Raw genomic sequence first — 12291 nt, 5'->3', positions numbered from 1 at the left:
CGGACGACCGCCCATGGCTGACAAGGATCCCATCCGCGTCGGCATCCTCTATTCGGAAACCGGCGTCACCTCGACCATCGGCCTGTCGCAGCTGCAGGGCGCGCTGCTCGGCATCGAGGAGATCAACGCGGCCGGCGGCATCGACGGCCGCGAGCTGGTGGCCGTGCGCCACGACCCGCAGTCGAACCCGGCGCGCTATGCGCAACTGGCCGAGAAGCTGATCGTGCAGGACCGGGTCAACGTGATCTTCGGCTGCTACATGTCGAGCAGCCGCAAGGCGGTGATCCCGGTGATCGAGAAGTGGAACAAGCTGCTGTTCTACCCGACGCTCTACGAAGGCTTCGAGTACTCGGGCAACGTGATCTACACGGGCGCGGCGCCCAACCAGAACAGCGTGCAACTGGCCGAGTTCATGACGACGAACTTCGGCGCGCGGGTCTACCTGATCGGCTCCGACTACATCTACCCCTACGAGTCGAACCGGATCATGGGCGAGTTGGTGATGCAGCGCCCCGGCAGCGAAAAGCTCGGCGAGCATTACGCGGCGCTCGACGCGACCGAGAAGGACTACCGGGCCATCATGGCCGACATCCGCGACAAGCAGCCCGACTTCATCTTCTCGACGGTGGTGGGCGACTCCACCGCGAGCCTGTACCGCGCCTATGCCGAGGCGGGCTTCGACCCGAAGCGCATGCCGATCGCGAGCCTCACGACCTCGGAGGCCGAGATCTCGCAGATGGGGCGCGGGGTGGCGACGGGGCACTTCACGGCGGCGCCCTACTTCCAGTCGATCGACTCGCCGGCCAACCAGCGCTGCCTGGCGCAACTGCGCGCCCGCTTCGGCGACGGCTGCGTACCCAACCTGTGCTGGGAAGCGGCCTACTTCCAGATGCACATCTACGCCAATGCCTTCGCGCAGGCGGGCAGCGACGGGATCGCGGAGATCCTGCCGCACATCCTGGGGGCCGAGTTCGATGCGCCGCAGGGGCGGGTGAAGATCGATCCCACGAACCACCACACCTGTCTCTATCCGCGCATCGGGCGCGTGGATGCACAGGGGCAGTTCACCATCGTTCGGCAGGCTACGCGTGCTGTGTATCCCGATCCTTATCTGGTGACGCATTCGCTCGGGGATTGGACTGCGCGGCTCGATACGCTGGAGGTTTAGGGTGGAACGTGCTTTCTACCGTTGTGGGGGGGCTCACGCCGACGGGGTACTCCCCTCCGCGAATGTCCCCCGGCCTGCGGCCTCCTCCTTTATTTCGCTGCGGGGAGTACCCCATCGACGTGAGCCTGGACGCGGCCGTGGAACCGGCTGCACAACGACTGCGCCCTCGTGCACAGGGCAGTGGGTGCTTCCCGCAGCGAAATTAAGGAGGAGCCCGAAGGGCGGGGGACATTCGCGGAGGGAAGTACCCGCTGTCCTGTGCACGCGCCCCGAACAACAGCCTCAAAACCAGAACCAACAAAAACAAGAGGCCTGAAGGTGGAAAGCCCCCCCAAGAGACACACCCTGCGAGTGACGCCACCGCAGTTGAAAGAACTGCGCCTGCTGAAGATCGCAGTCATCCACCCCGACGACAGCGACGGCCGCCAGCTTACCCAGCAACTGCAGCGCATCGGCTGCCAGGTACAGGCCTTCTGGCCGCCGGTGCAGGCGCTGCCCGAGGGCATCGACGTGGCTTTCATGGCGGTGCAGCCCGACTTCATCAACCTGCGCTTCGAGTGGACCAAGAGCGAGGACGCGCCGGCCATCATCGCCGTCGTGACCTACGAGAACCCGACCATCGTCGAGGCCGTGCTCGAGATCGGCGCCAAGGCCGTGCTGCCCTCGCCGGTGCGCTCATTCGGATTGTTGTCGGCGCTGGTGGTGGCGCGCGAGGCGCACAAGCAGAACCGCTCGCTCGCGCGGCGCCTGCGCAAGACCGAGGCCAAGCTGCTGGGCGTGCGCCAACTCGCGGAGGCCAAGGCGATTCTCATGAAGACGCATGGCGTGTCGGAGGGCCAGGCCTACGACCTGATCCGCGAGCAGGCGATGAGCAAACGTACCACCATGGAAGAGATCGCGGCCGCCATCGTCAACGCCAACGAGATCCTCTCGCTCGGCGCGCGCAAGCCCGACGCGTCCTGAGACGGTTCAGGCCTGGCGGAACCCCGCCAGCACCTCGAGCACCCGCAGCGTGGCGCCGTCGAGCAGCGCGCGCGGCCGGTGCGCGATGCACAGGCGGCGCGTGAGCTTCGGCACGATCGGCAGGATCTGCAGGCGCTCGCCGAGCGCCGCGTCGGTCGTCGGCTGCAGCGGCAGCAGCGCGGCGCCATAGCCGGCCGCCACCAGGCTGCGGATGGCCGCGTCGTAGTTGAGCTCGATGCGCGCGCGCGGCGCGAAGCCCGCGGCCGCGAACCACTCCATCGTGAGCCGGTACATGTGGGTGGTCGCGTCGTTGAAGATCAACGGCTGCTCGGCCAGCCAGGCCGGCGTGACGCGCCTGGGCGCCTTCGTGCGCTGCGGCACGAAGGCCATCATCGGCTGCGTGCGCCAGGGCGTGAACACCAGGTCGCGCAGCGGCGGCTGCGGCAGCGCCACCAGGCCGATGTCGAGCGTGCCCGCGGCCAGCCGCGCCAGCGCCTCGCCCGAGCCGAGGATCGCCACCTCGACGTCGATGCCCGCGTCCCGCGCGCCCAGCGCCTCGAGCACCTGCGGCAGCAGGTCGACCACCACGCCGGTCGACGTGCCCAGCCGCACGCGGCCGCTGCGGCCCTCGGCCTGTCGCTTGACCGCGTCGAGCGCATCGTCGGTGTCGCGCAGCAGCTTGCGCCCGCGCTCCACCAGCGCCGCGCCGGCCGCCGTGGGCGTGATGCCGCGCGCGCCGCGCACCACCAGCTTGGCATCGAGCCGCGACTCGAGTTCGGAGACATGCAGGCTGACCGTGGGCTGCGCGAGGTGCAGCGCCTGCGCCGCGGCCGAGAAGCTGCCGAGGTCGGCGATCGCGATCAGGGTGCGCAGCTGGTCGAGGTTGAGGTGGCGCATGGGCGTCGGATCAGGAAAGCTGATGAGAAGGCTCAGAAATCTCAACTTCCACAATAGCACGGCGACACGGAAGATGAGTGCACCGACACCCAGACCCCAGGAGCCCATCGTGAAGACCGCATCGTCCCCGAGCTTTCGCCAACGCCTTCTGCATGCCCTGCGCGGCTGGCGCCGGCACGCGGCAAATCGCCGCCGGGCCCGTGCCGATGCGCGCCAGCTCGCCGGCATGAGCGAGCACGATCTGCGCGACCTCGGCGTCGGCCGCAGCGAGCTGCCGGGGCTGATGCAGCCCGCGCCCTCGCACTGCGAGCACGGCCGCCGCTCGCGCTGAAGGAAGCGCGCCCGGCCCTTGCCGCGGCCCCGATTTGAGTTCCAATGCGGGGCGTGCCAAGTCCCGCTTCCGCTTCTCCCCCGCTCGTCGTCGAGCTCACTTCCCCGCAGTCGGTCGACGGCCGGCGCGCGGCCTTCCAGTCGCTGTGGCTTTTGGTGCGCATGCGCCATGCGCACGACAGCCAGACCCCGATGGTGCGGCTGGCCGACCTGCGCGGCGAGGTGTCGGACGCGAGCACGCTGCGCATGGTCGTGAGCCGCGCCTTCCGCGATTTCAAGGCCTGGGGCATCGAGGTCGGCTGGGGCGAGGACAGCACGCGCGAGCCGCGCTTTCTCAATGCCGAGCGGCGCAGCCAGGGCCCGTTCTGGCTGCCGCCGGCCGAGGCGCGGCGCGTGCGCTGCGAGGTCGAGGGACGCGTCGCCAGCGCGGCCGAGATCGCCTCGTTCCTCGGCCTGCGCGCGCGCACGGGCGCGGCGGCCGGCGCCTCGGCGCCGCCCGAGGCGGTGCACCTGCAGGACGCGGCCTTCTGGAAGCAGCTCGTGTCCGCGCAGCGGGCCGCGCGCCAGGGCCGGCTGATGACGCCTGTGGCCGCCGGTGCCGGCGACGGCGCGGGCCAGCCGAGCGCGCTCGAATCGATACGGCTCGCCGGCACGCTCGCGGCCAGCGGCTTCCAGCGCGCGCTGGTCACGCTCAACGAGGCCATGCTGTGGCGCCGCCTCGGCGACAACGAACAGGCGCGCCGCCAGCTCGAGGTGCTCAAGAAGCAGCGCCTGGCGCACCACGTGGCGGGCAACGACTACCTCGGCGCGATGGAATGCATCGTCTCGGCCTGGTGCGCCTACACCGCGCGCGACCTGCCGCTGGCGCAGTCGCTGCTCGGCGGCATGGCCGACGACCCGGCGCGCAGCGTGGTGCTGCGCCACCATCCCGACGTGCGATTCGAGTGGTGCAACCTGTGGGCGCTCGGTTGCCGCTCGCGCGCGCTGGCGCTCGCGGCCGAGGATGCGCCGGCCGCCCGCCTGCTCGCCGAGGAATCGCTGCGCCGCTTCGGCGATGCGCTGACCGCGGCCTTCGAGTCGCACTCCTTCGACGCCGCCCAGCACGTGGCGGCCAACCTCGGCATGGCGGTGTGGCTGTTCGACCGCGTGGGCCTCGCGCTGCCCGCGCTCCCCTCGGCGCCGGCGGGCGGCCCGAAGCGGCGCGGCGATGCAGCGGCCGCCAACGACACCACGCGCCATGCCGTGCAGTGGATCGCCTTCAGCGAATGGCTTTGCGGCCAGGCCGACGGCCAGGGTCGCTCGGCCTGGAACGCGATCTACCTGATGCGCATCGCGCGCGGCCATTGCGGCGCCGAGCCCCGGCCCACGCTCGCGCAGTTCCGCGCCCAGGCGCCGCTCGACCCGGCCGCGATCTCGGCGCTGGCCGGTCCGCTCGCCGATGCCTTCGACGCCACGCACTGGCCCGCGCGCTGGGTCGAGGTGGCGCAGGCGCGGCTGGCCGACCACCAGGCCGGCCGCCGCCGCTACCCGGGCCTGCAGCATTGCAGCCTGCTGTTCGAGCATGCGTGGTACGCGGCCCATGCGGGCGACCTGAAGGCGGCCGAACGCTCGCTGGTCACGCTGCGCGAGGCGCTGCCGCAGCTGGTGCCCAGCGACCGCGCCTACTTCGCCGAGTCGTGGAACGACGGCCTGCCGGCCGAGCTGGTGCTCGAGGCGAAGCCGCCTCGGCGGCCGGCGGCGCGGCCGAGGAGGAAGACATAGCCGCCCCGAAAAACCCGGACGAACACACCACCCAACCGTTCACGCTGAGCTTGTCGAAGCGCTGCGCGAGGCTTCGACAAGCTCAGCCCGAACGGTTGGAGAAATCTCGAACGGTTGGAGGAATCTCAGCCGCGCGCCGCGATGCAGTCGATCTCGATGTCGAACGGCCCGAACCAGGCCGGCACGCAGACGAAGATGCGCGCGGGCGGCGACTCGGGAAAGTAGCGCGCATAGACCGCGTTGACCGCGGCGAACTTCTCCACCGAGGTGCAGTACACGTTGCACTTGAGCGCATTCGCGAGCGACGAGCCCGCGGTCTCCAGGCACAGCTTCAGCTGCTCGAGCACCAGCTCGGCCTGCCGCTCGACCGAGGCGCCGACCGCCACCTGCCCGGTCTCGGGATCGAAGGGCGGCAGGCCCGAGACGTAGACGGTGTCGCCGTGGCGCGTGACGATGGAGGCCGGTGCCTTCCAGCGATCGAGCCAGGTGGAGAGGGGTTCGACACGGATGACTTCGCGCGCAGGCATGGGCGTGTTCTCTGTTGCGGTGGATGACGATGGCCGCGATGGTGCGGCTTTCGTCCCCCGCACGCTTCGTCCCGCGACGAAGCGTTCAGCCGCCGGTGCCCATGCCCAATGCCAGCCGCACGCGCTCGCGCAGCACCGGCAGCACCTCGCTCTCGAACCACGGATGGCGCTGCTGCCAGCCGGTGTTGCGCGGCGAGGGATGCGGCAGCGGGATGACGCGCGGCGCGAATTCCGCGAAGGCGCGCACGGTCTCGGTCACGCCGTCGCGCGCGCGGCTGCCCAGGTGGCGGCGCTGCGCGTACTGGCCGATCAGCAGCGTGAGCTCGACGCGCGGCATCTGCGCCAGCAGCCGCTCGTGCCACAGCGGCGCGCACTCCTTGCGCGGCGGCAGGTCGCCGCTGGTGCCGCGGCCCGGGTAGCAGAAGCCCATGGGCACGAGCGCGATGCGCGAGGCGTCGTAGAACAGCTCGCGCTCCACGCCGAGCCAGCGCCGCAGTTGGTCGCCGCTGCGGTCGTCCCAGGGCACGCCCGTGCGGTGCACCGTCAGGCTCGGTGCCTGGCCGACGATCAGGAGCCGCGCATCCGCGCCGGCCTGCACCACCGGGCGCGGGCCCAGCGGCAGCTGCGCCTCGCAGACGCGGCAGGCGCGGATCTCGGCGAGCAGCGGCTGCACGCGCCTCAGCGACCGAAGGGCTTGAAGAAGGCGTTGAGCTCGGCCCCGGGCGCGGCGTCGGCGAAGCCGTCGAAGCGCCCCTCGTCGGCCAGCGTGCGCGCGGCGCGGATGAAGCCGCCCCAGGCCGCGCGCGCCATACCGCCACCCACGCTCACGCGGCGCACGCCGAGCGCCTCGATGTCCTTCATCGTGAGTTCGCTGGTCGCGCCGACCAGCAGGTTCACCGGCTTGGGCGCGACCGCCGCGACCACGGCCGCGATCTGCTCGCGCGTCTTGATGCCGGGCGCGTAGAGGCAGTCGGCGCCGGCTTCGGCATAGGCCTTCAGGCGCGCGATCGCATCGTCGAGATCGGGCCGGCCGGCGAAGAAGTTCTCGGCGCGGCCGATCAGCAGCGTGTCGCCACCCGCCGCATCGATGGCGCCGCGCGCGGCGCGCATGCGCTCGACCGCGACCTCGATGGGGAACAGCGGCGCGTCGGCATGGCCGGTCGAGTCCTCGATCGACAGGCCGGCCACGCCGGTCTCGACCGCGAGCCGCACGCTCTGGGCCACGGCCCGCGGATCGGCACCGAAGCCGTTCTCGAAGTCGGCATTGACCGGCAGCGAGGTGGCCGCCACCAGTTCGCGCAGGTGCGCGAGCACCGCGTCGCGCGCGATGGCGCCATCGGCCTGGCCGTGCGACCAGGCGAAGCCCGAGCTGGTGGTGGCGAGCGCCTTGTAGCCCAGGCCTTCGAGGTAGCGCGCGCTGCCGGTGTCCCAGGGGTTGGGGATGACGAAGCAGCCCTGGGCATGCAGCGCGCGGAAGGCCGCGCGTTTCTCGGCGACGGTGGGGTTCGTGGGGGTCATGGGAATCTCTTCCTTCTTTCGATGAAATTCGATGCAGGAGCGAAGGGCGCGAAGCCGTTCAGGATAAGCCAGCGCCCGACTGCGGCGCGCCGGGCGGATGGGCCAGCAGGTGGTCGATGAAGGCGCGCACCGCCGGCAGCATGCCGCGGCGCGAGGCGAAGGCCGCCTGGATCTCGCTCGCGGTGCAGGCCCAGTCGGGAAACAGGCGCACCAGGCGGCCCTCGCGCAACTCGTCGCGGCACAGGATCTCGGGCAGCAGCGCCACGCCCAGGCCCTGCAGCGCCACGTGCCGGAGCGCGAACATGTCGTCGGCGACCAGGCGCGGCACGAAACCCAGTTCGTGCACCTGCTTGCCGCGCTCCAGCCGCCACAGGTGGCGCTCGCCGGTGTCGGGCAGCGAGAGCATCGGCCAGGCGGCCAGGTCGTCGAGGCTCGCGGGCGTGCCCAGGCGCTCGAGCAATGCCGGGCTCGCGAGCAGCACGTCGACCGTGCGGCCCAGCGGCCGCGCGACCAGGCTCGAATCCTCGAACGGCGGGCGCCGCACGCGCAGCACCACGTCGACGTTCTCCTGCAGCGGATCGACGCGCCGGTGGCTCACTTCCAGCGAGAGCCGCACCTCGGGAAAGGCGCGCATGAAATCGGGGATCAGCGGCGTGAGCCAGAACTGCGCGAGCGTGAAGGGCGCGCTCACGCGCAGCGGCCCCTGCGGCCGCGCGACGGCCTGGCGCACCACGTCGAAGGCTTCCTCGCCCGCGGCCACCGTGGCCTGGCAGCGCTCGTAGAACTGCTCGCCGACATGGGTCAGCAGCAGCCGGCGCGAGCTGCGCTGCAACAGCCGCACGCCCAGCCGTTCCTCGAGCTGCGCGACGCGGCGGCTCAGGCGCGACTTGGGAATGCCCAGGTGCCGGCTCGCGGCGCTGAAGCCCTGCTGCTGCACCACGTGCGCGAACAGCGCGAGGTCGTTGAAGTCGTCCATGTCTCCTGTTCCGCTGGCAGAACGATCCGTTCTTTTTCGGCGGATTGTTGTCTTTTCGTTCCATCAGCATCATCGATCGCTTCGTATCGGTCAATGTCCACGCCCATGAAAATCGCCAGCTTCCATCACCGCGGTGCCCTTCGCTTCGGCGTGGTCCGAAACGACGACGTGCTCGACGCCAGCGCCCTGCCCGGGGCGCCGGCCGGCGTGCGCGAACTGCTGGCGCGCGACGACGAGGGCCTGGCCTGGCTGCGCGCGGCCATCGAGACGGCACCGCGGCTGCCGCTGGCCGACGTGAAGCTCGCGGCGCCGGTGCCCGCGCCGCGCAAGTTCCTCGGCCTCGGCGGCAACTACGCCTCGCACCTCGAGGAGGCCGCGAGGCTGGGCCTCGTGCGGCCGCCGGGACAGGTGTGGTTCAACAAGCAGGTGTCGTGCGTGGCCGGCCCCTTCGACGAGGTGCACCGGCCGCGCGTGTCGGCGCAGTTCGACTACGAGGGCGAGCTCGGCGTGGTCATCGGCCGGCGCTGCCGCCATGTGCGCGCCGAGGAGGCGATGGCCATGGTCGCGGGCTACGTCGTGATCAACGACATGAGCGTGCGCGACTGGCAGCTGCGCGCGCCCACGCACACCCTGGGCAAGTCCTTCGACACCCACGGCCCCTTCGGCCCCTGGCTGGTGACGCGCGACGAGATCGCCGACCCGCATGCGCTGCGGCTGCGCACCTGGGTCAACGGCGAGCTGCGCCAGGACGGCAACACCGCCCAGATGATCCATCGCATCGAGGCCATGCTGGTCGAACTGAGCACCGCCTTCACGCTCGAGCCCGGCGACGTGCTGAGCACCGGCAGCCCCGCGGGCGTCGGCGGCCTGATGGACCCGCCGCGCTACCTGGTGGCGGGCGACGTGGTGCGCGTGGAGATCGAGGGCATCGGCCACATCGAGAACCGCGTGGTGGAAGAACCCCTGGAGACCGCCCGATGAACGAACCCCAACGCGCCCTGCCCGACCTCGCCGCTTCCGAGTTACGGCCCGTCAAGCTCGCCCACGTGGTGCTGCGCGTGGCCGAACTCGCGCGTTCGCGCGCCTGGTACCTCGCGGTGCTGCAGGCGCGCGTGGCCTTCGAGAACGAGATGCTGTGCTTCCTGAGCTACGACGACGAGCACCACCGCATCGGCCTGATCGCGCGCCCCGACCTGGGCCGCGAGGCCGATGCGAACACCGGGCTCGAGCACATCGCCTTCACCTACGGCTCGCTGGCCGCGCTGCTCGCCAACCACCGGCGGCTGGCCGCGCTCGGCATCGTGCCCTACTGGTGCATCAACCACGGGCCGACGATCTCGATGTACTACCGCGACCCCGACGGCCACCGGCTCGAGCTGCAGCACGACGTGTTCGAGACCGCCGCCGAGGTCGACGCCTTCTTTGCCGGCGGTGCCTATGCCGAGAACTTCATGGGCGTGGTGTTCGACCCCGTGGACCTGGCCGCGCGCTTCGAGGCCGGCGAGCCGCTGGCCTCGCTGACCGCGCGGCCCGGCCTGCCGGCGGGCAAGGGGCCGTGGGACATGTTCGTGCCTTGAAGCAGGCTCAGCACTCCACCACGTTGACCGCGAGCCCGCCGAGCGAGGTCTCCTTGTAAGTCGACTTCATGTCCTCGCCGGTCTGCTTCATGGTGCGGATCACGGCATCGAGCGAGACGTAGTGGCTGCCGTCGCCGCGCAGCGCCATGCGCGCCGCGTTGATGGCCTTCACCGCGCCCATGGCATTGCGTTCCACGCAGGGGATCTGCACCATACCGCCGACCGGGTCGCAGGTCAGGCCGAGGTTGTGCTCCATGCCGATCTCGGCCGCGTTCTCGACCTGCGCCGGCGTGCCGCCGAGCACCGCGGCCAGCGCGCCGGCCGCCATCGAGCAGGCCACGCCGACCTCGCCCTGGCAGCCGACCTCGGCGCCCGAGATCGAGGCGTTGGTCTTGTAGAGCATGCCGATCGCCGCGGCCGTGAGCAGGAAGTCGACGATGCCCTCGTCGCTCGCGCTCGGCACGAAGCGCTGGTAGTAATGCATCACGGCCGGCACCACGCCGGCCGCGCCGTTGGTGGGTGCGGTCACCACGCGACCGCCGGCCGCGTTCTCCTCGTTCACGGCCATCGCGAAGGCATTGACCCAGTCCATGGCCGCGAGCGGATCGGCCGCGCCGGCCTGCGCCAGCAGCTCGCGGTGCAGCTCGCCCGCGCGCCGGCGCATGCGCAGCGGGCCGGGCAGCGATTGCGCGGCCAGCGGGTTGTCGATGCCGAAGCCGCGCTGCACGCACTGCTGCATCACGTCCCAGATGCGCAGCAGGCCCGCGCGCACCTCGGCCTCTGGACGCCAGGCGCATTCGTTGCGCAGCACCAGCGCGGCCACCGAGAGGCCGTTGGCCTCGCATTGCGCCATCAGCTCGTCGCCGGTCGAGAACGGATGCGGCACCGCCACCGCCGCGGTCTGCGCCACGGCCTGGCCGCCCTCGACGACGAAGCCGCCGCCGACCGAGAAATAGCTGCCCTCGGCGAGCACCGCGTCGTCGGCCGCGAAGGCGGTGAAGCGCATCGCGTTGGGATGCTCGGGCAGCGACTCCTCGCCGCGAAACGCGATGTCGCGCACGCGGTCGAAGGCGATCGGCGTGCTGCCCAGCAGCATCAGCGTGCCGCCGCGGCGCAGCGCCTCGAGCCGCGGCTGCACGGTCTCGGGCCGCACCGTGTCGGGCGCGTCGCCGAACAGGCCGAGGATCACGCCCTGGTCGGTCGCATGCCCATGGCCGGTGGCGCCGAGCGAGCCGAACAGGTCGACGCGCAATCGCGCGATGCGCTCGAGCAGGCCTTGCCGTTCGAGCGAGCGCGCGAACAGCAGCGCCGCGCGCATCGGGCCCACGGTGTGCGAACTCGAAGGCCCGATGCCGATCTTGAAGATGTCGAAGGCGGACAGCATCAGCGCATCATGCGGCCGGAAGCTGCTGCTTGACCAGTGCCACCCAGTAGGCCGCGCCCAGCGGCAGGATGTTGTCGTTGAAGTCGTAGTAGGGGTTGTGCACGTTCGGATCGTTCGGGCCTTCGCCCGCGCCGATGCCGATGTAGGCACCCGGACGCTTCTGCAGCATGAAGGCGAAGTCCTCCGAGCCCATGGCCGGCGGGATGTCGGTCAGCACCTGTTCGCGCTCGACCAGGCTGGCGGCCGCGGCGATCGCCGCATCGGTCTCGGCCGGCGTGTTGACCACGCCCGGATAGCCGCGGCGATAGTCGAGCGCGACCTTCGCGCCGTGGGTGGCGGCCACGCCCTCGCAGATCTGCTGCATCGCGGCCTGGGTCTTGTCCTGGATCGCGGCGTCGAGCGTGCGCACGGTGCCGCGCAGCACCACGGTCTCGGGGATCACGTTCCAGGTGTCGCCGCCGTGGATCTGCGTGACGCTGACCACGGCCGAGTCGGTGGCGCCGGTGCGGCGGCTCACGATGGTCTGCAGCGCATTGATGAGCTGCGCGGCGACCACCACCGAGTCGATGCCGGTCTCGGGCATGGCGCCATGGCTGCCCTTGCCGGTGACCACGATCTCGAAGGTGTCGAGGTAGGCCGTCATCGTGCCCTTGCGGATCGCGAAGCGGCCGCGCGGCAGGCTCGGGAAGTTGTGCATGCCGTAGACGGCATCGGCGGGGAACCGGTCGAACAGGCCTTCCTCGACCATCACGCGGCCGCCGCCCTCGTTCTCCTCGGCCGGCTGGAACACGAAGTGCACCGTGCCCTTGAAGGGCTTGTGGCGCGACAGGTGCTCGGCCGCGCCCAGCAGCATCGCGGTGTGGCCGTCGTGGCCGCAGGCGTGCATCTTGCCCACGCACTTCGAGGCATGGGCCTGCGTGCCCAGCTCCTGCATGTTGAGCGCGTCGAGGTCGGCGCGCAGCGCGATGCTCGGGCCCTCGCCATTCGAAAGCGTGCCGACCACGCCGGTGCCGGCCAGGCCGCGGTGCACCGGCAGGCCCATCAGCATCAGCGCGTTGGCGACCACGTTGGCGGTGCGGTGCTCCTCGAACGCGGTCTCGGGATTGGCATGGATGTCGCGGCGCCAGGCCTGCATGCGCGCGCGGGTGTCTTCGGCGATTTCGGGGTCGCGGTACATGGTGGGGTTCTCT

General features: G+C 71.0%; 13 protein-coding genes. 6 read left to right on the top strand and 7 right to left on the bottom strand.

The window, feature by feature from the left end:
- Positions 1–13 precede the first annotated feature (13 nt).
- Together INQ48_00750 and INQ48_00745 are read left to right on the top strand one after the other, a co-directional pair.
- Positions 14–1168 carry an ABC transporter substrate-binding protein gene (locus INQ48_00750; protein ID QRF57827.1) on the top strand — a complete coding sequence of 385 codons (1155 nt, stop codon included), beginning with the start codon at positions 14–16 and terminating at the stop codon, positions 1166–1168.
- A 318-nt stretch (positions 1169–1486) separates the two neighbouring features.
- Positions 1487–2131 (top strand): ANTAR domain-containing protein, encoded by a 645-nt coding sequence (locus INQ48_00745; protein QRF57826.1) that lies wholly within the window; start codon positions 1487–1489, stop codon positions 2129–2131.
- 6 nt (positions 2132–2137) lie between these two features.
- Here INQ48_00745 and INQ48_00740 read toward each other — a convergent pair whose 3' ends face one another.
- Complete coding sequence (locus INQ48_00740; GenBank protein ID QRF57825.1) at positions 2138–3028, bottom strand: LysR family transcriptional regulator; 891 nt, start codon at positions 3026–3028, stop codon at positions 2138–2140.
- Positions 3029–3101: 73 nt separating this feature from the next.
- Between INQ48_00740 and INQ48_00735 the strand changes: the two genes are divergently transcribed.
- A complete protein-coding gene (locus INQ48_00735; GenBank protein ID QRF57824.1) occupies positions 3102–3359 on the top strand; it encodes a DUF1127 domain-containing protein in 258 nt (85 codons plus the stop codon).
- 44 nt (positions 3360–3403) lie between these two features.
- The gene (locus INQ48_00730) at positions 3404–5119 is read left to right on the top strand and encodes a hypothetical protein (GenBank protein QRF57823.1); all 1716 of its coding nucleotides are present in this window, start codon (positions 3404–3406) and stop codon (positions 5117–5119) included.
- 125 nt (positions 5120–5244) lie between these two features.
- Here the strand turns inward: INQ48_00730 and INQ48_00725 are convergent, their stop codons facing one another.
- The 4 genes from INQ48_00725 to INQ48_00710 form a co-directional block, all read right to left on the bottom strand.
- Entirely contained in the window at positions 5245–5646 is a 402-nt protein-coding gene (locus INQ48_00725) for a RidA family protein (GenBank protein QRF57822.1), read from the bottom strand.
- 85 nt (positions 5647–5731) lie between these two features.
- A complete protein-coding gene (locus INQ48_00720; GenBank protein ID QRF57821.1) occupies positions 5732–6319 on the bottom strand; it encodes a uracil-DNA glycosylase family protein in 588 nt (195 codons plus the stop codon).
- A gap of 5 nt (positions 6320–6324) precedes the next feature.
- A complete protein-coding gene (locus INQ48_00715; GenBank protein ID QRF57820.1) occupies positions 6325–7164 on the bottom strand; it encodes an isocitrate lyase/phosphoenolpyruvate mutase family protein in 840 nt (279 codons plus the stop codon).
- 58 nt (positions 7165–7222) lie between these two features.
- Positions 7223–8140 (bottom strand): LysR family transcriptional regulator, encoded by a 918-nt coding sequence (locus INQ48_00710; GenBank protein QRF57819.1) that lies wholly within the window; start codon positions 8138–8140, stop codon positions 7223–7225.
- Positions 8141–8245: 105 nt separating this feature from the next.
- On the opposite strand from INQ48_00710, the gene INQ48_00705 reads away from it, so the two are divergent.
- Both INQ48_00705 and INQ48_00700 read left to right on the top strand, forming a co-directional pair.
- A complete protein-coding gene (locus tag INQ48_00705) occupies positions 8246–9121 on the top strand; it encodes a fumarylacetoacetate hydrolase family protein (GenBank protein ID QRF57818.1) in 876 nt (291 codons plus the stop codon).
- Positions 9118–9717: a VOC family protein gene (locus tag INQ48_00700; GenBank protein QRF57817.1), complete on the top strand. Its 600-nt coding sequence runs from the start codon at positions 9118–9120 to the stop codon at positions 9715–9717. Before INQ48_00705 ends, INQ48_00700 begins: the two co-directional genes overlap by 4 nt.
- 7 nt (positions 9718–9724) lie before the next feature.
- On the opposite strand, the gene INQ48_00695 is transcribed toward INQ48_00700, so the two are convergent.
- Both INQ48_00695 and INQ48_00690 read right to left on the bottom strand, forming a co-directional pair.
- Positions 9725–11104, bottom strand: a complete 1380-nt coding sequence (locus INQ48_00695; protein ID QRF60561.1) for an L-serine ammonia-lyase — start codon at positions 11102–11104, stop codon at positions 9725–9727.
- A 4-nt stretch (positions 11105–11108) separates the two neighbouring features.
- A complete protein-coding gene (locus tag INQ48_00690) occupies positions 11109–12278 on the bottom strand; it encodes an amidohydrolase (protein QRF57816.1) in 1170 nt (389 codons plus the stop codon).
- Between the last annotated feature and the right edge of the window lie 13 nt (positions 12279–12291).

The sequence above is a fragment of the Variovorax paradoxus genome (genome assembly GCA_016806145.1).
In the GTDB taxonomy this organism is placed as follows: Bacteria; Pseudomonadota; Gammaproteobacteria; order Burkholderiales; family Burkholderiaceae_C; genus Variovorax.
This window is presented reverse-complemented; position numbering and strand designations above follow the sequence as displayed.

Coding starts and splice junctions, on each gene's coding strand:
- INQ48_00750 (QRF57827.1), top strand. CDS start 14: ATGGCTGACAAGGATCCCATCCGCGTCGGCATCCTCTATTCGGAAACC.
- INQ48_00740 (QRF57825.1), bottom strand. CDS start 3,028: ATGCGCCACCTCAACCTCGACCAGCTGCGCACCCTGATCGCGATCGCC.
- INQ48_00735 (QRF57824.1), top strand. CDS start 3,102: ATGAGTGCACCGACACCCAGACCCCAGGAGCCCATCGTGAAGACCGCA.
- INQ48_00730 (QRF57823.1), top strand. CDS start 3,404: ATGCGGGGCGTGCCAAGTCCCGCTTCCGCTTCTCCCCCGCTCGTCGTC.
- INQ48_00725 (QRF57822.1), bottom strand. CDS start 5,646: ATGCCTGCGCGCGAAGTCATCCGTGTCGAACCCCTCTCCACCTGGCTC.
- INQ48_00715 (QRF57820.1), bottom strand. CDS start 7,164: ATGACCCCCACGAACCCCACCGTCGCCGAGAAACGCGCGGCCTTCCGC.
- INQ48_00710 (QRF57819.1), bottom strand. CDS start 8,140: ATGGACGACTTCAACGACCTCGCGCTGTTCGCGCACGTGGTGCAGCAG.
- INQ48_00705 (QRF57818.1), top strand. CDS start 8,246: ATGAAAATCGCCAGCTTCCATCACCGCGGTGCCCTTCGCTTCGGCGTG.
- INQ48_00700 (QRF57817.1), top strand. CDS start 9,118: ATGAACGAACCCCAACGCGCCCTGCCCGACCTCGCCGCTTCCGAGTTA.
- INQ48_00690 (QRF57816.1), bottom strand. CDS start 12,278: ATGTACCGCGACCCCGAAATCGCCGAAGACACCCGCGCGCGCATGCAG.